We start from the raw sequence: 22,091 nt of genomic DNA, 5'->3' as shown, positions 1-22,091 counted from the left end.
ACTTACGCACAGGCATGCAAACGCCCCCGCCGCCCACCCCGCGCACCGAGCCGACCGACGCGGACGTCGAGGCCTTCAAGCAGCAGCTCGGTCGGCCGCCGCGCGGGTTGCGCGCGATCGCGCACCGCTGTCCGTGCGGGCAGCCGGACGTCGTCGAGACGGCTCCCCGGCTGCCGGACGGGACTCCCTTCCCGACGACGTACTACCTGACGTGTCCGCGGGCGGCCTCCGCCATCGGGACGCTGGAGGCGAACGGTGTCATGAAGGAGATGACGGACCGGCTCGCCACGGATCCCGAGCTGGCGGCCGCGTACCGGGCGGCGCACGAGGACTACATCGCTCGGCGTGACTCCATCGAGGTGCTCGAAGGCTTTCCGAGCGCGGGCGGTATGCCGGACCGGGTGAAGTGCCTCCACGTCCTGGTCGCCCACTCCCTGGCCGCCGGGCCGGGGGTGAACCCCTTGGGGGACGAGGCACTCGCGATGCTGCCGGAGTGGTGGCGCAAGGGCGCGTGCGTGGTGCCCACCGAGGCCTGATCCGGCCTCGTGCCACCGTCTGGGGCCGCGGGTTCGTGGTGAGGTGCGGGTCCGGCTGTGGCTGATCGCGCAGTTCCCCGCGCCCCTCAAAGGGGCGCGGGGAACTGCGCAGTCTTTTGGGGGTTCGGGGGCGGAGCCCCCGAGTAAGGGACGGGAATGGGTAGGGGCGGCGGGGACGAGAGAATACTCGGGCGCCCCCGGAGCCACGATCGCAACAGGAGACCACCACTCATGACTCGCGTCGCTGCCATCGACTGCGGTACCAACTCGATCCGGCTGCTCGTCGCGGACGCGGACCCGGCGACGGGGGAACTCGTCGACCTGGACCGCCGGATGACGATCGTCCGCCTGGGCCAGGGCGTCGACCGGACGGGCCGCCTCGCCCCGGACGCGCTGGACCGAACCTTCGCGGCCTGCCGCGAGTACGCGGCGATCGTCAAGGAACACGGCGCGGAGCGACTCCGCTTCGTGGCGACCTCCGCCTCCCGCGACGCCGAGAACCGCGACGAGTTCGTACGGGGAGTCCTCGACATCCTGGGCGTCGAGCCCGAGGTCATCTCCGGCGACCAGGAGGCGGAGTTCTCGTTCACGGGCGCCACCAAGGAGCTGACGGGCCGGGACGGCCTCGCCAAGCCCTACCTCGTGGTGGACATCGGCGGCGGCTCCACGGAGTTCGTCGTGGGTGAGGACCAGGTCCGCGCCGCCCGCTCGGTCGACATCGGCTGCGTACGGATGACGGAACGACACCTCGTGCACGACGGCGTGGTCAGTGACCCGCCCGCGCCGGAGCAGATCGAGGCGATCCGCGCCGACATCGAGGCGGCCCTCGACCTCGCCGAGGAGTCCGTGCCGCTGCGCGAGGCTCGTACGCTCGTCGGGCTCGCCGGATCCGTGACCACCGTCTCGGCGATCGCCCAGGACCTCCCGGAGTACGACTCCGAGGCCATCCACCACTCCCGGGTCTCCTACGACCGGGTCCGCGAGATCACCGAGCGGCTGCTGTCGGCCACCCACGCCGAGCGTGCCGCGATCCCCTCGATGCACCCGGGCCGGGTCGACGTCATCGGCGCCGGCGCCCTCGTACTGCTCTCCGTGATGGAGCGGATCGGGGCGGACGAGGTGGTCGTGAGCGAGCACGACATCCTCGACGGCATCGCGTGGTCCGTGGCCTAGTTCCGGCCCGGACCGCCCTCGACTGAGCAGGTCGGATGACGTATGAGCGCCTCCGAAGGCCTCTGAACGGTCTTGGAAACGGTCCCGGGAACGCCCCGTCGGAAAACTTCGTGAAGTTCTTCACAAGAGAATCGGCCCTGTTGGGCGAGGTTTTCGTCCCTACGGGTCCCCCGGGGCCTCCGAGCGACTCCGGAGCATGATCAACAGGGTGTTCCGCGAGTGCTGCGATCGTATGAAAAAGGGGTCTGGTTCAGAGGGGTCGAACAGCCGGAGCGGCAGCTCACGCGGCATTGACAACGGCCCGTACCGGGCGCTGGTTCCCCTGCTGTGGCATGACCTCGCTCACGTGGGCCGCGCAGTGTAGCAGAGGGTGTGAAGAAGCTTGTGAAGGGGCGCACGAGCGACCCCCCTGAGGCAGGTGGATACTCGATGGCATGAGCACCACGGAGCGTCCCAGGATCCTCGTAGTAGGCGGTGGGTACGTAGGCCTGTACGCAGCTCGGCGCATTCTCAAGAAGATGCGCTATGGCGAGGCGACCGTCACGGTCGTCGACCCCCGGTCGTACATGACCTACCAGCCCTTCCTCCCCGAAGCCGCCGCCGGCAGCATTTCGCCTCGGCACGTCGTCGTCCCGCTGCGACGCGTGCTGCCCAAGGCGGAAGTTCTGACCGGCCGGGTCACGACCATCGACCAGGACCGCAAGGTCGCCACGATCGCCCCCCTCGTGGGTGAGGCGTACGAGCTGCCTTTCGACTACCTCGTCATCGCGATGGGCGCGGTCTCGCGCACCTTCCCGATCCCCGGCCTCGCCGAGCAGGGCATCGGTATGAAGGGCATCGAGGAGGCCATCGGCCTGCGCAACCACGTGCTCGAGCAGCTGGACAAGGCCGACTCCACGACTGACGAGGACGTCCGCCGCAAGGCGCTCACGTTCGTCTTCGTCGGCGGTGGCTTCGCGGGCGCGGAGACCATCGGTGAGGTCGAGGACATGGCCCGCGACGCGGCCAAGTACTACAGCAACGTGTCGCGCGAGGACATGCGGTTCATCCTCGTCGACGCCGCGGACAAGATCCTTCCCGAGGTCGGCCCGAAGCTCGGCCAGTACGGCAAGGAGCACCTCGAAGGACGTGGGGTCGAGGTCTACCTCTCCACCTCCATGGACTCCTGCGTCGACGGCCACGTGGTGCTGAAGAACGGCCTCGAGGTCGACTCCAACACCATCGTGTGGACGGCCGGCGTCAAGCCCAACCCGGTGCTCTCCCGGTTCGGCCTGCCGCTCGGTCCCCGTGGTCACGTGGACACGCAGACCACGCTCCAGGTGCAGGGCACGGACTACGTCTGGGCCGCCGGCGACAACGCCCAGGTGCCTGACCTCGTCGGCCGCAAGGCCGGCAACGAGAACGCCTGGTGCCCGCCGAACGCGCAGCACGCGCTCCGTCAGGCCCGCGTCCTCGGCGACAACGTGATCTCCGGTATGCGGGGCTTCCCGCAGAAGGACTACAGCCACGCCAACAAGGGTGCGGTCGCCGGTCTGGGCCTGCACAAGGGCGTCGCGATGATCGTCATGGGCAAGATGAAGATCAAGCTCAAGGGTCGTCTTGCCTGGTACATGCACCGGGGCTACCACGGGCTGGCCATGCCGACGTGGAACCGGAAGATCCGTGTCTTCGCGGACTGGACTCTCGCGATGTTCCTGAAGCGTGAGGTCGTCTCGCTCGGGGCCATGGAGACTCCTCGTGAGGAGTTCTACGAGGCTGCGAAGCCGGCGCCGGCGGCTGCCGCCGCGAAGGCTGAGCCGGTGTCCGCGGCTTCGGCCGCCAAGACCGAGGAGAAGGCCAAGGCCTCCTGACCTCCGGTCACCTGCTTCACCCTGAAGGGGGCCTCCCGCCATCCGTGGTGCGGGAGGCCCCCTTCGGGGTTTTGTCGCCCCCGCCGCCCCTACCCGTCCCGTCCCTGGGGGCTGCGCCCCCGGACCCCCCTTGTCGGCCTGAACGGCCTCGTCCTCAAACGCCGGACGGGCTGAAGGTGCCGGCGTTTGAGGAGCGGGGGTTCGGGAGCCGGCCCCGTGGTTTGCGTGTTGCCTGCATGTATTTTGCTCAGATGTAACGCTTTGGCGGGACTGCGCATCGGGCCCGTTGGTGTTTACGTGGTGTTGGAGTCTGTGGGATCCCACGTCACGGAGGTGTGCGTCATGCAGGACGCGGCGCTGCGGCTGAAGGCGCTGATGGAGCAGTTGCTGGGAGCCCCGCTCCCGGTGCGCATTCGCGCCTGGGACGGTTCGGAGGCGGGCCCGCCCGAGGGCCCCGTACTCGTCGTACGGAACCGCCGGGCCCTTCGCCGACTGCTCTGGAAGCCCGGCGAACTGGGCATGGCCCGCGCCTGGGTCGCCGGGGACCTGACCGTGGACGGCGATCTCTACGCCGTCCTCGACGTCATGGCCGGGCTGGTGTGGGAGCGCGGCGAGGACGCCCGGACCCTGCGCGAGTCCCTCCGGGATCCCGACGTGCGGGCCGCCGTGTGGGGGCTCGTGCGGATGGCGGGGCCGCCACTGCCCCCCGCCCCGCCCCACGAGGAGGTGCGCAGACGCTCCCACCTGCACACCAAACACAGCGACAGACGGGCGATCAGCCACCACTACGACGTGGGGAACGACTTCTACGAGATCGTCCTCGGGCCGTCCATGGTCTACTCGTGCGCCTACTGGGACTCCCCGGACGGCACCCTGGAGGACGCCCAGCACGACAAGCTCGGACTGGTCGCCCGCAAGCTCGACCTGAAGCCGGGCATGCGGCTCCTCGACGTCGGCTGCGGGTGGGGTTCGATGGCCATCCACGCCGCCCGCGAGTACGGCGTGAGCGTCGTCGGCGTCACCCTGTCCCAGGAACAGGCCGCCTACGCCCGCAAGCGCGTCGCGGAGGAGGGACTCACCGACCGGATCGAGATCCGCGTCCAGGACTACCGCGACGTCACCGACGGTCCGTACGACGCGATCTCCTCCATCGGCATGGCCGAACACGTCGGCAGCGACCGCTATCTGGAGTACGCGCGGGATCTGTTCGCCCTCCTCAAACCGGGCGGACGGCTCCTCAACCACCAGATCGGGCGTCGGCCGTGGGGCAACGAATCGGCGTACGAGATCGACGAGTTCATCGACGCGTACGTCTTCCCGGACGGCGAGCTCGCGCCGATCGGCGGGACCGTGAGCGGGCTGGAGGCGGCCGGGTTCGAGGTCCGTGACGTCGAGTCGATCCGTGAGCACTACGCGCTCACGCTGCGCCGCTGGGTCGCCAACCTGGAGGCGGACTGGCCGAACGCGGTCCGGCTCACCAGCCCCGGCCGGGCCCGGGTCTGGCGGCTCTACATGGCCGCCTCGGCGCTCGCCTTCGAGCGCAACCGCATCGGCGTGAACCAGGTGCTGGCGGTGAAGACCCCGGACACCGGCACCTCGGGGATGCCGCTGCGCGCCCGCTCCTGGCGGTAGGACGTACGTGAGTGGGGCCCCGGACGACGCTCGTCCGGGGCCCCACTCCTGTGCGCGCCTCCAGTGACTACTCGCTCTTGATCGCCATCAGCGGGTTCAGCTTCGCCGCGCTGCGCGCCGGCCACATCGCCGCGAGGACGCCGACCAGGCCCGCGATGCAGAGGAAGACGGCGATCCGGCCGAACGGGATCTCCATGGTGTACGTCTTCACCGTGCCGGAGATGCTGTCGCCCGCCACCCAGCCCATGAAGAGGCCGAGACCGATGCCGAGCACCGCACCGAACAGGGAGATGATGATCGCCTCCAGGCGCACCATCTGCTTGACCTTCGCGCGGTCGAGACCGATGGCCCGCATCATGCCGATCTCGTGCTTCCGCTCGAAGACCGACATGGCCAGGGTGTTGATGACACCGAGGACGGCGATCAGGATGGCCATCGCCAGGAGGCCGTAGAGCATGTTCAGCATCAGGTTGATCGCGCCGGCGATCTCGTTGTTGATCGCGTTCTTGTCCTGGATCTTGATGGCGGGGTTGTCGCCCAGGGCCTTGACGATGGCGTCCTCGGCCCGGTCGGAGACACCGTCCTTCATCTTCACCATGACCTGCTGATCGGTGACCTTCGACAGGTGCGGGTCGACCACGGCGAGCGGCGCGAACAGACCGTTGAGCATCTCGTTCTGCTCGTAGACGCCGGCGACCTTCAGCCGGGCCGTCTCGCCGTCGTCGAACTTCACCGGGACGGTGTCACCCGTCTTCAGGCCCTCGTCGTCCGCGGTCTCCTTGTCGACCAGGGTGGAGGCGCCGGTCAGGTTCGCGAGGGAGCCGCTGGTGAAGTCGAGGCTCACCAGCTTGCCGAAGGCCTTCTCGTCGACGCCGGAGACCTCGGTGTACGAGTCGCCGAGCTCGCCGTAGGCCGGGCGCAACGGGCTGCTCGCCTCGACGTCGGGGAGCTTGTCCAGCTTCTCGCGGATCTCGGGGGCCAGCGGCTGGTAGTTCGCCATGGAGACGGTGTAGTCGGCCTTCAGGGAGTCCGCGGCCATCTTGTTGATGGCGCTGCCCATGGAGGTCGCGACAACCGTCATCGCCGTGATGAGGGTCAGGCCGATCATCAGGGCCGAGGCGGTGGAGGCCGTGCGGCGCGGGTTGCGCACCGCGTTGAGCCGGGACAGCTTGCCCGTGACGCCGAACGGCTTCAGGAGCGGGGCCGACGCGGCGATGAACGGGCGCGACAGGAGCGGCGTGAGGACGATGACACCGACGAGGATCACTCCGGCGCCGCCGGCCTTCACGTAGTTGTCGTCCATGAACAGCATGACCGCGCCGAGGGCGACGATGATCGAGCCGAGGGTGTTGCGGACGACGAGACCGCGCGTGGTCGGCGTCGCGTGGACGCTGTTCATCGCGGCGACCGGCGGGATCTTCGCGGCGCGGCGGCCCGGCAGCCAGGCGGCCAGCATGGTCACGACCACGCCGATGACCAGCGCGACGACGATCGTGGTCGGGGCGATGACGAGCGGCCCGTCGGGCAGGGACGCGCCCGCGGAGTTCATCAGGGACTCCAGGCCCATGGCCACGCCGATGCCGAGCGCGAAGCCGGTGACCGCGGCCGCCAGGCCCACGAGGAACGCCTCGATGAGCACGGAGCGCGTCACCTGGCGGCGCGAGGCGCCGATGGCGCGCATCAGGGCCAGCTCCTTGGTGCGCTGGGCGACCAGCATGGTGAAGGTGTTGGCGATGATGAAGATGCCGACGAACAGGGCGATTCCCGCGAAGATGAGCAGGACCTGGCTCATCGCACTGGTCTGCTCCTCGATCATCGCCTCCTGGTCGTCGGAGAGCTGGGCACCGGAGAGGGCGACCGTCTCCTTCGGCAGGATCTTCTCGACCGAGCTCTTCAGCGCCGTCTCGGAGGTGCCCGCGGCGGCCTTCACGTCGATCTCGTCGTACTGGCTCTTGCCGAGGACCTTCATGGCGGTGTCGTTGTCGAACACCACCAGGCTGCCGCCCGCGAGGACGCTGCCGTCCTCGGTGTCGAAGACGCCGCTGATCCTCGCCTGCCTCACCGGTCCGTCGGTGGAGTAGCGGACCGTGTCACCGACCTTGTAGCCGGTGCGTCCGGCGGTCCTGGAGTCGAGCGCGATCTCACCGGCGGACTTGGGTGCCGCGCCCTCGGTGAAGTCGTAGCGGGGGTCCTTGCCGTCCTTGCCGGGGTAGTAGTTGGCACCGGAAGTGCCCCAGTCGCCGCCGACGAGCTTGCCGTCCTTGTCGGCGAGCGCGGTGAAGTCCATGACGCCGCCGATCGCCGAGTCGGCGCCGGGCAGGTTCTGGGTCTTCTTCAGGAGGGCGTCGGTCAGCCGCGGCGGCTTCTTGGCCTCGCCGTCGTCACCGGACTCGTAGTAGGAGCCGCCTTCGGGCTGTATGGCGACCGAGACGTGGTCGAAGCTCTTCGCCGACTTGTTCTTGTAGGCGTTGCCGAAGGTGTCGGTGAAGACCAGGGTGCCGGAGACGAAGGCGACGCCGAGCATGACGGCGAGCACGGTCATCAACAGCCTGGCCTTGTGCGCGAGGACGTTGCGCAGGGCGGTACGGAACATGGGTTTCTGTCCTGGTGGAGGAGGAGGCGGGACGAGACGCGGCGGGGCGCGAGGGCGCGTTGTCGGCTAGCTCGTACGGCCCTTGGCGTCGAAGGCCTTCATCCGGTCGAGGACGCCGTCGGCGGTCGGCGAGAGCATCTCGTCGACGATCCGCCCGTCGGCCAGGAAGATCACGCGGTCCGCGTACGCCGCGGCCACCGGGTCGTGGGTGACCATGACGACGGTCTGCCCCATCTCCCGTACTGAGTTGCGGAGGAAGCCCAGCACCTCGGCACCCGATCGCGAGTCCAGGTTTCCGGTGGGCTCGTCGCCGAAGATGATGTCCGGGCGGGACGCCAGCGCGCGGGCCACGGCGACGCGCTGCTGCTGGCCGCCGGAGAGCTCGGTGGGACGGTGGGAGAGCCGGTCGGCCAGGCCCACCATGCCGATCACCTTGTTCAGCCACTCCTTGTCCGGCTTGCGGCCCGCGATGTCCATCGGAAGGGTGATGTTCTCCAGGGCCGTGAGGGTCGGCAGGAGGTTGAACGCCTGGAAGATGAAGCCGATCTTGTCCCGGCGCAACTTGGTCAGCTGCTTGTCCTTGAGGGAGCCGAGTTCGGTGTCGCCGATGCGGACCGAGCCGGAGGAGAAGCTGTCCAGGCCCGCCACACAGTGCATCAGCGTGGACTTGCCGGAGCCGGAGGGGCCCATGATCGCGGTGAACTCCGCCTGCCGGAAGTCGACGGAGACCCGGTCCAGGGCGACCACCTGGGTCTCCCCCTGTCCGTAGACCTTGGACAGTTCCGAGGCGCGGGCTGCCACCGTGGTGGCACGGTCGGCGAGGGGCATGGTGGTCACGGGAGGGTGCTCCTTGTCGGTACGACGAGTGAGGACGACCGTTCCATCGTCTGCGTCGATCGGCGTCGTGTAGTCACCCGCTGTTCTGGTTCCGAAGGCAGCCTTGGGTCGGACCCGGCGACCCCGTGTCATACCTGGGGATGACGTCCGCCCCTGAGAGGGAATCGGCGACGGTTCGTCAGGTTCCGCTCGTTCGGGCGGTGAAATCACGTCATTCCCCATACGCCGCCAAGCTTCGGCCGAAGGGCATTTGGCATGTGCTGATGGCGCGTACCGTGGGCTGATGCACCCTCAGACGTCAATAAAATAAGACAACATCGGGCTGCCCTTCCGCTGTTCGGGGGATCTGTCCCGATAGGCTCGGAACACTCGACGCGGAGCCCATGGCCTGCCCGGATGGTGGAATGCAGACACGGCGAGCTTAAACCTCGCTGCCCCTCGCGGGCGTACCGGTTCAAGTCCGGTTCCGGGCACCTCCGACACTTCCGCTTTTTCCGGCGTATCCCAATGAAGGGTGCATCCTTCATTGAAGACTTCACCTCGCAACCGTTGACAGCGGGTTCTGCCCGTCGGAGACTCACGGTAGTGATTTGGTGAATTAAATTTCACTGAGCGAACGGTATGGGTATCGCTCACTGCTGTTGTCGGAACGCGAAGGGGCGTGGCGATGCGTACCACCGTCGGGATCATCGGGGCCGGACCGGCCGGGCTGCTGCTGGCGCGGCTGCTGCACAACGCGGGGATCGACTCCGTCGTGCTGGAGAGCCGGGACCGGGCCTATGTGGAGCATCGGCAGCGGGCCGGGATCCTGGAGCAGGGGACCGTGGACGTCCTGCGGGCCGCGGGCGCCGGTGAGCGCATGGACCGTGAGGGACTGCGGCACGACGGCATCGAGCTGCGGTTCGACCGGCGTCGGCACCGGATCGACTTTCCCGCTCTGACCGGTGGGCGGTCCGTGATGGTCTACGCCCAGACCGAGGTGTGCAAGGACCTCATCGCGCTTCAGCTGAAGGAGGGCGGGCCGCTGCTCTTCGAGGCGGAGGCCCTCGCCGTGGAGGGGGCGGACAGTGATGCTCCGCGGGTGCGGTTTCGGCATGAAGGGCGGGAGGACGTTTTGGAGTGCTCCTACGTGGTCGGGTGCGACGGGTTCTGGGGGGTTGCCCGCAAGGCGATTCCCGCTGAGCTCACCCGGGTCTTCGAGCGGACCTACCCGTTCGGGTGGCTCGGGATCCTCGCCGATGTGCCGCCCTCGCACGACGAGCTCGTCTACGCCCGGCACGACCGTGGTTTCGCCCTGTTGTCCATGCGGTCGCCCGTCGTCTCGCGGCTCTACCTCCAGGTGCCCGAGGGCACGGACGCCGAGGAGTGGGCCGACGAGGAGATCTGGGACGAGCTGGAGCGGCGGTTCGAGACCGGGGACGAGTGGCGGCTGGAGCGGGGGCCCATCACGCAGAAGTCCGTCACCCCCATGCGCAGCCATGTGCACGAGCCGATGCGGTACGGGCGGCTCTTCCTGGCAGGTGACGCCGCCCACATCGTGCCGCCGACCGGAGCCAAGGGACTGAACCTCGCGGTCGGTGACGTCGTCACCTTCGCGCGGGCTCTGGCGTACGAGAAGGAGACCGGGTCGGCCGAGCGGCTCGACGCGTACTCCGAGACCTGTCTGCGGCGGGTGTGGCAGGCCGAGCGGTTCTCGTACGAGATGACGACGCTCCTGCACCGCACGGCCGACGCGACGCCCTTCGAGGACCGGATCCAGCTCGCCCGGCTGGCCCGGATCGCCGGTGCGCGGGCCGCCGAGCAGGACCTCGCCGAGGGGTACACCGGCTTCCCGCTGGAGTGAGAAGCCCCGGAAGAGGGAACCGGAACAGTGCGTACCGGCGTTGTAGCGGTGCGGGGAATGCCGGGTCCAGGCCTGGTGTTCCCGGTCACAAGAGGGGAAAGATCCTCCCCAGGCACTAGAGGCTTTCTTTTGCCTACCCATTACTCTTGAGCCAAGGCCACGCAGGGTGGCCATGGAGGAGTGAAATGAGGAGCAGCAACCCGGTCTTCTCGCGACGGGGGTTCAGCCGCGACAACGGCTACGCGGGCTTCAACACCGCGCCGCAGGCCGGGGGCCCCGCTGTCGGAACGCAGGGGAACCCGTACGCGGGCACCCCGCACGCCCCGCAGGGCGGCAACCCGTACGCGCAGAATCCTTACGCCCCGCAGGACCTCCAGCACGGCGCGCCGCCGCAGGCCCCGCCCGCCGCCGGCCGCATGACGATGGACGACGTCGTCACGCGCACGGCCATGACGCTCGGCACGGTCACCGTCGGTGCCGTGCTCGCGTGGGCCCTGCTGCCGGTCACGTCGAGCAGCTTCGGCCTGGCCATCGGCTCCGCGCTCATCGCGATGGTCTTCGCGCTGGTCCAGGCCTTCAAGCGCAAGGCCTCGCCCCCGCTGATCCTGGCGTACGCCGCCTTCGAGGGTGTTTTCCTCGGCGTGATCAGCGAGATGTTCAACAGCAGGTGGAGCGGCGCGCCCTTCCAGGCCGTGCTCGGCACCATGGCGGTGTCCGGCGCCACCCTGCTGATCTACAAGGCGGGCTGGATCCGAGTCACCGCCCGGTACGCGCGCATCGGCATGGCCATCGCCATCGCCTTCGTGCTCGTCATGGCGGTCAACCTGCTGCTGGTCGTCTTCGGTGTCGCCGATGACGGCGGGCTGCGGAGCATGGGCCCGCTGGGCGCGATCGTCGGCATTCTCGCGATCGTCCTCGGTGCGTTCTTCCTGACGCTCGACTTCAAGCAGATCGAGGACGGCATCGCCTACGGCGCGCCGCGCGAGGAGTCATGGCTGGCCGCCTTCGGCCTCACCATGAGCCTCGTGTGGATCTACCTGGAGATGCTGCGCCTGGTGGCGATCTTCAGCGGCAACGATTAGCAGGACCGCAGTAGGAAGGGCCCGCGAACCGAGGTTCGCGGGCCCTTCCGTGTTTTTCGGGTGCTGGAGCAGAGCGAAACCGCTCAGAGCAGTTTGCGCGCGGCCCTCCTCAGGTCGTACTCGTGAATGATGGCTTTGGCGTGGCCGTACGCGAGGTCGTGCTCGGCGCGGAGCCAGCTGACCTTCTCCTCGAAGCGGAAGAGGGCGGGGCCTTCGTCGACGGTGCGCAGCCAGTCGGAGATCTCACGACCGGTGCAATGGGGGATGCGGGCGAGCAGATTGCGATGGGTCTCCTCGGAGAAGACTTGGGACATCGGCGCCTCCGGACGCATGGGATGTAAGCCGGTCCTTCAAGTCACCGTGCCTGAGCGTTGGCCTGTTGGCAACAGTCCAGATGAGGCGCGTAGGGTCGGCGCGTGCTTGATACGACGCCTTTGACGCGGGCCGTGGAACATTTCGCCGACCGGTTGCGGGCCGCTCCGCAGAGCCGGCTGCAACGGGGGGCTGCCGCGGAAGCGCTGGGGCTGGCCAGGGAGTTGGCACTGCGTGCCCAGCGGTTGGAGGATCCCTCGCGGGAGCCTCTGGAGATGCCGGACGCGGGGATGTTCGCCGCGGCGGATCAGATCACTCTGGCTGGGAATGACTTGGCTGTTGTGCTGACTTCCGAGGACGAGGTCGCGGAAGCGGTGCGGGTTGTGGAGGAGGCGCAGAAGAGGGCGGGGGTTTGAGTGTTCGTTGCGACTGCGGGTGCGATGTGGCTGAGCGCGCAGTTCCCCGCGCCCCTGACGGGGCGCGCCTCCTGTCAGGCTTGTTCTAAAGCGAGGCTATGACCCGGTCCGCCAGGACGTAGACGTTTTCGTCCGCGCATTCGAAGGTCAGGGCGTAGGCGCCTGAGACTCCGGAGCCGCCCAGGAGGACCGGGGGGTGGCCGGTGCGGAGGGAATCGGCGAGGCGTTCGGCCGTTTCGCGGTGGCCCGGGGTCATGCAGAGGGTGGTGCCGTCGGCGAAGACGTAGACGTCGAGGGTGCCGAGGGGGCCGGGGCGGATGTCGGCGAGTTCCGTGCGGGACTCGGCCAGTTCCTCCAGGCAGGACACGGTGCGTTCGTGGTCGTTCACGACCGGTGACTGGACCGGTACGAAGTCCGGGTGCGAGGGGTGACGGCGGCGGGCCGCGGCCAGTTCGGGGGAGTCCCCGGCGAACTCGTCGGCGTCGGCGGCCGGCTCGGTCACCGGCTCCAGGTGCTCGAGACCCGCGAAGTCCGACTGGCGCGGCAGGAACAGGTCGCTGTCCGGCAGGCCGAGCAGGGTGGGCGAGTCCGAGGCGTCACGCGCCTCCTGAGCGGCCCAGAACGCCCGGGCCTCGGCGAGCTCCCGCTCCCGCTCCTCGGCGAGCGCCTCGGCCACGGCGGCACGTATCTCGTCCGTGTCCGTGGTCGAGCGCGCGGACGGCACGAGACCGCGGACGGCCGTGGTGCGGCTCTCGGCGAGCTGGGTGTGCAGGGCCGCCACCTGTCGGCGCAGCGCCAGCAGGGTGCGCAGAACGGCGACGCCCACGGCCGTGGTGGTGGCTGTGGCGAGCAGCAGAGCAAGAGACGTGGTGCTCACTGACGTACTCCCGGTTCAAAGTCGACCCCCGACTTCCTACATCAGCTTGAAGGGCGGACTAACCAGCTGTCAGTGCGTAACGTCACGAAAGGGACAGGACTTTAGGCCTGATGTTTGGTTGCGTAACGGCTCTGACCTGCGTAAATCCCTCTCCGGAGGGAGATAGGTCACATCCTGGGGGAGATTGGATCACAAATCGGCCCGTAGCCCCGGTGGTTGCGGGGTTCCGGGCCGATCCGGTCACGCTGAGTTCAACTGCGGTTACAGGTGCGGTGCTTCGGATCGGGCGCCGGTGCCTGTGGTGACTCCCGCTACTAGCTCAGGCGCTCGATGACCATCGCCATGCCCTGGCCGCCGCCGACGCACATCGTCTCCAGGCCGAACTGCTTGTCGTGGAACTGGAGGGAGTTGATGAGCGTGCCGGTGATGCGGGCGCCGGTCATGCCGAAGGGGTGGCCGACCGCGATCGCGCCGCCGTTCACGTTCAGCTTCTCCAGCGGGATGTTCAGGTCGCGGTAGGAGGGGATCACCTGGGCGGCGAACGCCTCGTTGATCTCGAAGAGGTCGATGTCGTCGACGGTCAGGCCGGCGCGGCTCAGGGCCTGCTTCGACGCCTCGACCGGGCCGAGGCCCATGATCTCGGGGGAGAGGCCGGTGACGCCGGTCGAGACGACCCGGGCGAGCGGGGTCAGGCCGAGCTCGCGGGCCTTCGTGTCGGACATGATCACCACGGCGGCGGCGCCGTCGTTCAGCGGGCAGCAGTTGCCCGCCGTGACGAGTCCGTCCGGGCGGAAGACCGGCTTGAGGCCCTGGACGCCTTCGAGGGTGACGCCGGCGCGGGGGCCGTCGTCCTTCGAGACGACCGTGCCGTCCGGGGTTGTGACCGGGGTGATCTCGCGCTCCCAGAAGCCGTTCTTGATGGCTTCCTCGGCGAGGTTCTGCGAGCGGACGCCGAACTCGTCCATGTCCTGGCGGGTGACGCCCTTGATGCGGGCGAGGTTCTCCGCGGTCTGGCCCATCGCGATGTACGGGTCGGGCACGAGGCCGTCCTCGCGCGGGTCGTGCCAGCTCGCGCCCTCGCTGGCGGCGACCTCGGCGGTGCGGGCCTCCGCGTCCGCGAAGAGGGGGTTGTGCGTGTCCGGGAGGCTGTCGGAGTTGCCCTTCGTGAAGCGGGACACCATCTCCACGCCCGCCGAGATGAAGACGTCGCCCTCGCCCGCCTTGATGGCGTGCAGGGCCATGCGGGTCGTCTGGAGCGAGGAGGAACAGTAACGGGTGATGGTGGTGCCCGGGAGGTGGTCCATGCCCATCTGTACGGCGACGATGCGGCCGAGGTTGCTGCCCTGCTCGCCGCCGGGGAGGCCGCAGCCGAGCATCAGGTCCTCGATGTCCCTGGGGTCGAGCTCCGGGACCTTGGCCAGGGCCGCCTGGATGATCGTGGCGGTGATGTCGTCGGGGCGCAGGTCCTTGAGGGAGCCCTTGAAAGCGCGGCCGATGGGGGAGCGGGCGGTCGAGACGATTACGGCTTCCGGCATGACGGCTCCATTGGCGTACGAGGGTGTAGGCGGACCTGGATTGGAAGTTACCCGGACGTATGGGCGAGGTCACGGGTGTGGGCGTGTGACTCGGGCCGCATTTGTCTAAGCGCTTGCTTTCCTCGCCCCCGCCGCCCCTACCCGTCCCGTCCCTGGGGGCTGCCGCCCCCAGACCCCGCATCGCGCTGACGCGCTCGTCCTCAAACGCCGGACGGGCTGAAATGCAGCCCGTCCGGCGTTTGAGGAGCGGGGGTTCGGAGGCGGAGCCCCCGAGTAGCTGACGGGAACGGGTAGGGGCGGCGGGGGCGAGAAACGTCCCGGTCAGGCGGACGGCTGGTGGGTCGTCGTCGGGGACGGGTCCGTGGCGGGGACGCGGTGGCGACGGCGGCGCTTGAGGAGGGCCCAGGGGCCACGGGGCCCCGTGGGCATGGCCGCGGTGACCTCCGTGCCCGCCTCGGAGGCAGCCTCCGCGGCCGCCCGGGCCACCGGCAGGAACCCCTCCCGGCGGGAGACGTCCGGACGCTCCTCCTCCGCCGGCCACAGGCCCAGCGCCGCGCACACCGTGGGCAGCACGGCCATCGCGGCCGTCGCATAGCCCTCGGCGGAGGGGTGGTAGTTGTCGGGCCCGAAGAGCTCCCGCGGATTCGCCGCGAACTCCGGCCCCAGCATGTCGCCCAGCGACACCGTCCGCCCGCCCTGCTCCACCGTCCCGATGGTCTGGGCGGCCGCGAGCTGCCGCGAGGCGCGCCGTGCCAGCCACCGCAGCGGCTGCTGGACCGGCTCGATGGTGCCCAGGTCGGGGCACGTGCCCACGACCACCTCGGCACCCGCCGTACGCAGCCGGCGTACCGCCGACGCGAGGTGGCGGACCGAGCGCGTCGCCGGCATCCGATGTGTCACGTCGTTCGCGCCGACCATGATCACGCACACGTCGGGGATCCCGTCCGGCTCCCCCAGAACCACCGCCACCTGGCGGTCCAGGTCGTCGGACTGGGCGCCGGGCAGCGCCACGTTCCGCAGCCGCACCGGCCGCTCCGCCACCGCCGCGAGCCCGGAGGCGAGCAGCGCGCCCGGTGTCTGACGGGCCCGGTGCACCCCTTGCCCCGCGGCCGTGGAGTCACCCAGCATCGTCAGGCGCAGCGGTTCCTCGGAGCCGGCGTACACATACCCGTACAGTCCGTCCGCGCTCGGCGGATGGGGGCTGTGGCCGTTCCCCACCTGGCGCTTCGCGAGCTGGACCTCGGCCAGCACCACTCCGACCGTCGCCGCACCCAGCAGACCGATGCCACCGCCGCCGTACGCGGCGCCCGCGGCGATCCGGCGTGCCACCCTCGCTCTCGACAAGCTCGTCATGCGTAGCCGCCACCTCCTCTTTGCCGTACACCCACTCCTTGCCCCGTACAGACCGTCGGCCAATCTCAACGCGACGTGAACGCCCAGGAGGGGGCATAGGCTGACGACCACCCCGACCACTTCTTTTTCAGCTCCGGAGACAACGGTGCAATTCCACGACTCGATGATCAGTCTCGTCGGCAACACCCCGCTGGTGAGGCTCAACAGCGTGACAGCCGGCATCCAGGCGACCGTCCTCGCGAAGGTCGAGTACTTCAACCCCGGCGGTTCCGTGAAGGACCGCATCGCCCTGCGCATGATCGAGGCCGCCGAGAAGAGCGGCGCGCTCCAGCCGGGCGGCACGATCGTCGAGCCGACCAGTGGAAACACCGGTGTGGGCCTTGCCATCGTGGCCCAGCAGAAGGGCTACAAGTGCATCTTCGTGTGCCCCGACAAGGTGAGCACCGACAAGATCAACGTCCTGCGGGCGTACGGGGCCGACGTCGTCGTCTGCCCCACCGCCGTTGATCCCGAGCACCCCGACTCGTACTACAACGTCTCGGACCGGCTCGTGCGCGAGACGCCCGGTGCCTGGAAGCCCGACCAGTACTCCAACCCCGACAATCCCCTCTCGCACTATCACTCCACCGGCCCCGAGCTGTGGGAGCAGACGGAGGGGCGCATCACCCACTTCGTGACGGGCGTGGGGACCGGCGGCACCATCTCCGGGACCGGGCGGTACCTCAAGGACGCCAGTGACGGAAAGGTCCAGGTCGTCGGCGCCGACCCCGAGGGGTCCGTGTACTCCGGCGGCTCCGGACGCCCGTACCTCGTGGAGGGCGTCGGCGAGGACTTCTGGCCGACCGCGTACGACCGGACCGTCGCCGACGAGATCGTCGCCGTGTCCGACAAGGACTCCTTCCAGATGACCCGGCGGCTCGCCAAGGAGGAGGGGCTGCTGGTGGGCGGTTCGTGCGGCATGGCCGTCGTGGCCGCGCTGCGCGTCGCCGAGCGGCTCGGCCCCGACGACGTCGTGGTCGTGCTGCTGCCCGACAGCGGACGCGGCTACCTCAGCAAGATCTTCAACGACGAGTGGATGGCCGACTACGGGTTCCTGGAGGACGAGGGTCCCAGCGCCCGCGTCGCCGACGTCCTGAGCGACAAGGTGCACGGGGCCATCCCGTCACTCGTCCACATGCACCCGGACGAGACGGTCGGCGAGGCCATCGAGGTGCTGCGGGAGTACGGCGTCTCGCAGATGCCGATCGTGAAGCCGGGCGCGGGCCACCCGGACGTGATGGCCGCCGAGGTCGTGGGCTCCGTGGTCGAACGCGAGCTGCTCGACGCGCTGTTCACCCAGCGGGCCTCGCTCTCCGACCCGCTGGAGAAGCACATGTCGGCACCGCTGCCCCAGGTCGGCTCCGGTGAGCCCGTGGGCGACCTGATGACCGTGCTCGGCGGCGCCGACGCGGCGATCGTCCTGGTCGAGGGCAAGCCCACCGGTGTCGTCAGTCGGCAGGACCTGCTGTCCTTCCTGGCCAAGGGTGGACGCCAGTAGGAACGTCCGGTGAACTCCGCACCCCGGAGGGGAACTTCCGGTGTGAGCGATCACGGCGGAACTTCGTGGAAGTGGTACGAGCGCGTCACGTCCGCGCAGCACACGCTTAACACGCGTCCGGCACATTGGTGGATGTCGGCAAGGGCGGGAGCGGCTCCCCGCCCCGGCCGGCACCGAAACGGCGCCAAGGACCTCCGGAGCGGCTCCCGGACCTCCATGGACGCCACGGACGCGTAAGCCTGGCCCTGACCCGGCCCGCGTCCCTCGCGGGGACCGCCGTCGTCCCGCCCCCCGGTATCGGGGGTGCGGCGGTCCCCGCGCAAGCTCGCGAAGGGCCCGGTACCCATATAGGTACCGGGCCCTTTGTGCGTGGGCTGCGCTGTCGGTCTTTGCTGCGGGTCCGTGGGGGTTGGTCGCGCAGTTCCCCGCGCCCCTTACGGGGCTCGGTGGTGCTTGCCGCGCGTGTGGCCTTACGGGGCTCGGTGGGTCAGTCTTCCCACTCGCTGTCCTGGGAGGACTTGTGGCGCCTGCCGAAGAAGTTCGGTGAGTTGCGTGCGGCCTGGACCACGTTGACCCCCACGATGCCCGCCCAGGCGACGAGGAGGCCGGGCAGGTCCGCGACCCCGCCGCCGATCGCGGACAGGGGGATCGCGAGGACCAGCGAGACGATGCCGAAGCCGAAGCGCTCGCCGAAGGAGTCCGAGGATCCCTGCGGGGAACGCGAGCCCCGGGCCACCACCATCTGCTGTTCCGCGAGCTGACGACGCACCCGGCGGTCGACCGCGCCGTCCAGGCGCTGCTCGACCTTTTCCAGGAACGAGTCGACCAGCGCGGACTCGTACTCTTCGCCCAGTTCCTTGCGTGCGTGCAAGGTGGCGTCGAGTTCCTTCTTGAGTTCGGCGTCGGGGGTTTCCATACCGGTCATATCTCGACGGTAGAGAGCCGGAGCGCGGTTGGCACGGGGGTTAGCCCCCCTGTCCTCGCTGGGCTGTTCCCCACCAGGTGGGGCCGCCGGCGTCGGGTCCCGCCTCGTCGGGCCCTACTTCGTCAGGCCCTTCTCCTTCGCGTACGCGTTCGCCACGTCCTCCGGGTCCTTCTTGTCCTTGTCGACCTGGCGGTTCAGCTCGGTCAGATCCTCGGTGGTGAGCACGTTGCCCAGCTCGGCGAGGGCCTTGCGGACCGTCGAGTCGGCCTTGCGGTCGGCTATGAGGGGGACGACGTGCTGGCCGGGGATGAGGTTCTTGGGGTCGGTGAGGACGACCCACTTGTTGGCCACGATGTCGGTGTCGGTGGTGAAGAGGTTCGCCACGTCCACGTCGCCCTTCTTCAGGGCGCCCTTCACCAGCGGCCCCGAGGAGTCGAGGGACTTGAACTCCTTGAACTCCACCCCGTACACGTCCTTCAGGCCCACCGAGCCGACCTCGCGCTTCTTCACCTCGGGCGCGGCGCCGATGACGAGCTTGCCGTTCTGCTTCTTCAGGTCGGCCAGGGAGGACAGCCCGTACCTGTCGGCCGTCTCCTGGGTGACGACGAACGCGTCCGAGTCCTCGGCCATGCCGTACGGCAGCACCTGGAGTCCGGCGGGCAGCGCGATGGCGAGGGCGTTCTGCATCTCGCCCTCCTCCGTCGCCTTCGCCTTGGGGGAGAGGTAGTGCAGGAGGGCGCCCTGGTACTCGGGGAGCAGGTCGATGTCGCCGCCCCTGAGCGCGGGTATGAGGATCTCGCGGGTGCCGAGGTTGGGCCGGACCTTCGTCTTCACACCGGCGGCCTCCAGCACGGCCGCGTAGAGGAAGCCGAGCACCTGGTTCTCGGTGAAGTTGGCGGTGCCGATGGTGACGCCGTCCTTGCTGGACCCGCCCCCGCCACCGGCACTGCCCCCGCCGTCGAGGGAGGTGATACCGCTGCTGCAAGCGGCGAGAGCGGGCACGGACGCGGCGGCGAAGAGCCCGCCGAGGAGGGTGCGACGATTCATGGGGTGACTCCTAAGCGTGGGGTGCCCCTTCGTGCTTCTAGGGGCGCGGGGAACTGCGCGACCAGCCACGACGGACCCGCAGATTCAATACAAACGGTCGGCGGCAGCGCCTACGCGGGGCGATGACGGAACAGCACCCGCTGAAGGCCACTCAGGCCAAGGTCGAGCACGACGGCGACCAGAGCCACCAGCACCGCCCCGCCCAGCACCTGCACAAGGTCCCGCTGGGCGAGCCCGTCGAACACATACCGACCCAGCCCCCCGAAAGAGACGTACGCCGCGATCGTGGCCGTCGCCACCACCTGGATCAGCGCCAGCCGCAGGCCCGTCATGATCAGCGGGAGCGCGAGGGGCAGTTCGACCTGGAAGAGGACCTGGTGCCAGCGCATGCCCTGGCCGCGCGCCGCGTCCTTCACGTCCGGGTCGACGGCGGTCATGCCCGCGTACGTGTTCGTCACGATCGACGGGACGGCGAGGGCGACCAGCGCCACGTACACCGGCCACATCGACAGGCCGCTCGCCAGGAAGACGAGCACGACCAGGCCGACGGTGGGCAGCGCGCGGCCGAAGGACGCGAGGTTGATCGCGAGGAACGCGCCCCTGCCCGTGTGGCCGATCAGCAGGCCCACGGGGAGGGCGATCGCGGCGGCCACGAGGGTGGCGAGGAGGGAGTACTGGAGGTGTTCGGCGAGGCGGTGGCCGATGCCGTCGGGGCCGGTCCACTGCTCGCCGCTGACCAGCCAGTCGCCGAGGTCCTTGAAGAGTTCGTACATGTCAGGCTCGCCGCCTCGTCCACGGGGTGAGTACGTACTGGACGGCGACCAGCAGCGCGTCGGCGACCAGGGCCAGCAGGAGCGTCAGGACGACGCCGACGATGACCGGGGTCGGGAAGTTGCGCTGGAAGCCGTCCGTGAAGAGCTGGCCGAGGCCGCCGTCGCCGATGTAGGTGGCCACGGAGACCAGCGAGATCGACATGACCGTGGCGATACGGACGCCCGCCATGATCACGGGGAGCGCGAGGGGGAGCTCGACCGTGAGGAGGGCGCGCAGGGGGCGCGTGCCCATGGCCTTCGCGGCCTCCTTCGTCTTCGTGGGGACCGAGTCGAGGCCTTCGACCGTGTTCCGCAGGAGGACGACGAGGGTGTAGATCGTCAGGCCGATGACCGTGGTGGTGCGGGTCAGGCCGGAGACCGGGAGGAGGAGTACGAAGACCGCGATCGACGGGATCGTGAAGAGGACGTTCGACAGGCCCAGGAGCACACCGCGCAGCGGGCGGATCCGGTGGGCGACCACGGCCAGCGGGAGGGAGATCAGCAGGCCGAAGAAGACCGCGGACAGGGCCGCCTGGAGGTGCGAGACGGTCAGGGTGGTGAGGTCGTCGGTGTGGTCGCCTATCCACGACCAGTCGACGGTCACGAGGCCACCCGGGCTTCCGCGTGGGCCTGGCCCGCGTGCTGGTGGATCTCGTCGCGGGAGGTCACGCCGGTGAGGGCGCCGTCGGCGTCGACGCGGGCCACGAGCCCGGTCGGGGAGGCGATGGACTCGTTGAGCGCGGCGAGCAGGGAGTCGGTGTCGCGCAGCGGCCGTACGGGGAGTTCGGTGTCCCCGGTGCGCCAGTGCAGGGGCCTGCGGGCCGCGTCGAGGGCCAGTTCCCAGGTGCCGCCCTCGGGGGCCGGCGCCTGCGGTATGTCCTTGAGCGGCGTCAGGGACAGGAGCTTCAGGCCGCGCTCGGCGCCCAGGAAGTCCGCGACGAAGTCGTCCGCCGGGCGGGCCAGCAGTTCGGAGGGGGTCGCGCACTGGACGAGGTGGCCGCCGGTGCGGAAGATCGCGATCTGGTCGCCGAGCCGTACCGCCTCGTCGATGTCGTGCGTGACGAAGACGATCGTCTTGCTCAACTCCTTCTGGAGCCTGAGCAGTTCGTCCTGGAGCTGGGTGCGAACGACCGGGTCGACCGCGCCGAACGGCTCGTCCATCAGGAGCACCGGCGGGTCGGCGGCGAGCGCGCGGGCCACGCCGACGCGCTGCTGCTGGCCGCCGGAGAGCTGGTGCGGGTAGCGCTTCCCGGACTCGGCGGTCAGGCCGACCGTCTCCAGGAGCTCGGCGGCCCGGGCCCGTGCCTTGCGGCGGCCGTGGCCGAGGAGCAGCGGCACGGTCGCGATGTTGTCGAGGACCGTGCGGTGCGGGAAGAGGCCCGACTGCTGGATGACGTAACCGATGGAGCGGCGCAGATCGGCGGCGTCCTGGTCCAGCACGTCACGGCCGCCGACCCGGATGGTCCCTGAGGTCGGGTCGACCATTCGGTTGATCATTCGCAGGGTGGTCGTCTTGCCGCAACCGGAAGATCCCACGAGGACGGTCACGCCGCCTTCTGGCATCTCCAGGGAGAGGTCGTGGACCGCTGTGGTGCCGTTCGGGAAGCGCTTGTGGACCGCGTCGAACTGGATCATGAGGTGTCCCTTGCCCGGCTGCATATCGTCATGCAGAGTTCTCTGTATCTGAATAGGTTGTCAACGGTTCGGTGTTAATCGCCGGTTACTTATGAC

19 protein-coding genes and 1 tRNA gene are annotated in these 22,091 nt (G+C 69.2%); 9 read left to right on the top strand and 11 right to left on the bottom strand.

Going from position 1 to position 22,091, the window contains the following annotated elements:
* The first annotated feature begins 14 nt into the window (after positions 1-14).
* From OG718_RS23940 to OG718_RS23925, 4 genes are all read left to right on the top strand, one after another.
* Positions 15-536: a DUF501 domain-containing protein gene (locus OG718_RS23940; RefSeq protein ID WP_143639038.1), complete on the top strand. Its 522-nt coding sequence runs from the start codon at positions 15-17 to the stop codon at positions 534-536.
* Positions 537-767: 231 nt separating this feature from the next.
* Entirely contained in the window at positions 768-1,709 is a 942-nt protein-coding gene (locus OG718_RS23935) for a Ppx/GppA phosphatase family protein (protein ID WP_328845122.1), read from the top strand.
* Between the two features lie 434 nt (positions 1,710-2,143).
* Positions 2,144-3,559: an NAD(P)/FAD-dependent oxidoreductase gene (locus OG718_RS23930; protein WP_143639042.1), complete on the top strand. Its 1,416-nt coding sequence runs from the start codon at positions 2,144-2,146 to the stop codon at positions 3,557-3,559.
* Between the two features lie 342 nt (positions 3,560-3,901).
* Complete coding sequence (locus OG718_RS23925; protein ID WP_143639045.1) at positions 3,902-5,191, top strand: SAM-dependent methyltransferase; 1,290 nt, start codon at positions 3,902-3,904, stop codon at positions 5,189-5,191.
* A gap of 67 nt (positions 5,192-5,258) precedes the next feature.
* Here OG718_RS23925 and OG718_RS23920 read toward each other — a convergent pair whose 3' ends face one another.
* Together OG718_RS23920 and OG718_RS23915 are read right to left on the bottom strand one after the other, a co-directional pair.
* Positions 5,259-7,784, bottom strand: a complete 2,526-nt coding sequence (locus tag OG718_RS23920) for an ABC transporter permease (protein WP_328845121.1) — start codon at positions 7,782-7,784, stop codon at positions 5,259-5,261.
* Positions 7,785-7,850: 66 nt separating this feature from the next.
* The gene (locus OG718_RS23915; protein WP_143639048.1) at positions 7,851-8,621 is read right to left on the bottom strand and encodes an ABC transporter ATP-binding protein; all 771 of its coding nucleotides are present in this window, start codon (positions 8,619-8,621) and stop codon (positions 7,851-7,853) included.
* Between the two features lie 390 nt (positions 8,622-9,011).
* Here OG718_RS23915 and OG718_RS23910 point away from each other — a divergent pair.
* From OG718_RS23910 to OG718_RS23900, 3 genes are all read left to right on the top strand, one after another.
* A tRNA-Leu gene (locus OG718_RS23910) sits at positions 9,012-9,094 on the top strand.
* Positions 9,095-9,288: 194 nt separating this feature from the next.
* Positions 9,289-10,464, top strand: coding sequence for a 4-hydroxybenzoate 3-monooxygenase (locus tag OG718_RS23905; protein ID WP_143639050.1), 1,176 nt, complete (start codon positions 9,289-9,291; stop codon positions 10,462-10,464).
* A 185-nt stretch (positions 10,465-10,649) separates the two neighbouring features.
* Complete coding sequence (locus OG718_RS23900; protein ID WP_143639052.1) at positions 10,650-11,546, top strand: Bax inhibitor-1/YccA family protein; 897 nt, start codon at positions 10,650-10,652, stop codon at positions 11,544-11,546.
* 83 nt (positions 11,547-11,629) lie between these two features.
* Here OG718_RS23900 and OG718_RS23895 read toward each other — a convergent pair whose 3' ends face one another.
* Positions 11,630-11,860 (bottom strand): DUF4287 domain-containing protein, encoded by a 231-nt coding sequence (locus OG718_RS23895; RefSeq protein WP_103550712.1) that lies wholly within the window; start codon positions 11,858-11,860, stop codon positions 11,630-11,632.
* A gap of 102 nt (positions 11,861-11,962) precedes the next feature.
* Here OG718_RS23895 and OG718_RS23890 point away from each other — a divergent pair, with 102 nt between their 5' ends.
* Positions 11,963-12,274, top strand: a complete 312-nt coding sequence (locus OG718_RS23890) for a hypothetical protein (RefSeq protein ID WP_186001239.1) — start codon at positions 11,963-11,965, stop codon at positions 12,272-12,274.
* An 85-nt stretch (positions 12,275-12,359) separates the two neighbouring features.
* Here the strand turns inward: OG718_RS23890 and OG718_RS23885 are convergent, their stop codons facing one another.
* From OG718_RS23885 to OG718_RS23875, 3 genes are all read right to left on the bottom strand, one after another.
* Positions 12,360-13,151: a hypothetical protein gene (locus OG718_RS23885; protein ID WP_143639054.1), complete on the bottom strand. Its 792-nt coding sequence runs from the start codon at positions 13,149-13,151 to the stop codon at positions 12,360-12,362.
* Between the two features lie 314 nt (positions 13,152-13,465).
* On the bottom strand, positions 13,466-14,686 hold the full coding sequence (locus tag OG718_RS23880) for an acetyl-CoA C-acetyltransferase (protein WP_143639056.1): 1,221 nt from the start codon (positions 14,684-14,686) through the stop codon (positions 13,466-13,468).
* A 321-nt stretch (positions 14,687-15,007) separates the two neighbouring features.
* Positions 15,008-16,039 (bottom strand): SGNH/GDSL hydrolase family protein, encoded by a 1,032-nt coding sequence (locus OG718_RS23875; protein ID WP_186001240.1) that lies wholly within the window; start codon positions 16,037-16,039, stop codon positions 15,008-15,010.
* A gap of 145 nt (positions 16,040-16,184) precedes the next feature.
* Here OG718_RS23875 and OG718_RS23870 point away from each other — a divergent pair, with 145 nt between their 5' ends.
* Positions 16,185-17,576, top strand: a complete 1,392-nt coding sequence (locus OG718_RS23870) for a cystathionine beta-synthase (protein WP_143639057.1) — start codon at positions 16,185-16,187, stop codon at positions 17,574-17,576.
* Positions 17,577-18,063: 487 nt separating this feature from the next.
* Here OG718_RS23870 and OG718_RS23865 read toward each other — a convergent pair whose 3' ends face one another.
* From OG718_RS23865 to OG718_RS23845, 5 genes are all read right to left on the bottom strand, one after another.
* Positions 18,064-18,492 (bottom strand): hypothetical protein, encoded by a 429-nt coding sequence (locus OG718_RS23865; RefSeq protein ID WP_328847819.1) that lies wholly within the window; start codon positions 18,490-18,492, stop codon positions 18,064-18,066.
* Positions 18,493-18,615: 123 nt separating this feature from the next.
* Positions 18,616-19,548: an ABC transporter substrate-binding protein gene (locus tag OG718_RS23860; protein ID WP_328845120.1), complete on the bottom strand. Its 933-nt coding sequence runs from the start codon at positions 19,546-19,548 to the stop codon at positions 18,616-18,618.
* Positions 19,549-19,658: 110 nt separating this feature from the next.
* A complete protein-coding gene (locus tag OG718_RS23855; RefSeq protein WP_143639063.1) occupies positions 19,659-20,321 on the bottom strand; it encodes an ABC transporter permease in 663 nt (220 codons plus the stop codon).
* A gap of 1 nt (position 20,322) precedes the next feature.
* The gene (locus OG718_RS23850) at positions 20,323-20,964 is read right to left on the bottom strand and encodes an ABC transporter permease (RefSeq protein ID WP_143639065.1); all 642 of its coding nucleotides are present in this window, start codon (positions 20,962-20,964) and stop codon (positions 20,323-20,325) included.
* Entirely contained in the window at positions 20,961-21,995 is a 1,035-nt protein-coding gene (locus OG718_RS23845) for an ABC transporter ATP-binding protein (RefSeq protein WP_143639067.1), read from the bottom strand. Before OG718_RS23845 ends, OG718_RS23850 begins: the two co-directional genes overlap by 4 nt.
* Between the last annotated feature and the right edge of the window lie 96 nt (positions 21,996-22,091).

This window comes from Streptomyces sp. NBC_00258 (genome assembly GCF_036182465.1).
Taxonomy (GTDB): Bacteria; Actinomycetota; Actinomycetes; order Streptomycetales; family Streptomycetaceae; genus Streptomyces.
This window is presented reverse-complemented; position numbering and strand designations above follow the sequence as displayed.

Bases quoted from the DNA above. Each gene is read 5' to 3' on its own strand.
- OG718_RS23925 (WP_143639045.1), top strand. From the start codon at position 3,902: ATGCAGGACGCGGCGCTGCGGCTGAAGGCGCTGATGGAGCAGTTGCTG.
- OG718_RS23860 (WP_328845120.1), bottom strand. From the start codon at position 19,548: ATGAATCGTCGCACCCTCCTCGGCGGGCTCTTCGCCGCCGCGTCCGTG.
- OG718_RS23900 (WP_143639052.1), top strand. From the start codon at position 10,650: ATGAGGAGCAGCAACCCGGTCTTCTCGCGACGGGGGTTCAGCCGCGAC.
- OG718_RS23895 (WP_103550712.1), bottom strand. From the start codon at position 11,860: ATGTCCCAAGTCTTCTCCGAGGAGACCCATCGCAATCTGCTCGCCCGC.
- OG718_RS23875 (WP_186001240.1), bottom strand. From the start codon at position 16,039: ATGACGAGCTTGTCGAGAGCGAGGGTGGCACGCCGGATCGCCGCGGGC.
- OG718_RS23855 (WP_143639063.1), bottom strand. From the start codon at position 20,321: ATGTACGAACTCTTCAAGGACCTCGGCGACTGGCTGGTCAGCGGCGAG.
- OG718_RS23845 (WP_143639067.1), bottom strand. From the start codon at position 21,995: ATGATCCAGTTCGACGCGGTCCACAAGCGCTTCCCGAACGGCACCACA.
- OG718_RS23930 (WP_143639042.1), top strand. From the start codon at position 2,144: ATGAGCACCACGGAGCGTCCCAGGATCCTCGTAGTAGGCGGTGGGTAC.
- OG718_RS23865 (WP_328847819.1), bottom strand. From the start codon at position 18,492: ATGGAAACCCCCGACGCCGAACTCAAGAAGGAACTCGACGCCACCTTG.
- OG718_RS23880 (WP_143639056.1), bottom strand. From the start codon at position 14,686: ATGCCGGAAGCCGTAATCGTCTCGACCGCCCGCTCCCCCATCGGCCGC.
- OG718_RS23935 (WP_328845122.1), top strand. From the start codon at position 768: ATGACTCGCGTCGCTGCCATCGACTGCGGTACCAACTCGATCCGGCTG.
- OG718_RS23905 (WP_143639050.1), top strand. From the start codon at position 9,289: ATGCGTACCACCGTCGGGATCATCGGGGCCGGACCGGCCGGGCTGCTG.
- OG718_RS23920 (WP_328845121.1), bottom strand. From the start codon at position 7,784: ATGTTCCGTACCGCCCTGCGCAACGTCCTCGCGCACAAGGCCAGGCTG.
- OG718_RS23940 (WP_143639038.1), top strand. From the start codon at position 15: ATGCAAACGCCCCCGCCGCCCACCCCGCGCACCGAGCCGACCGACGCG.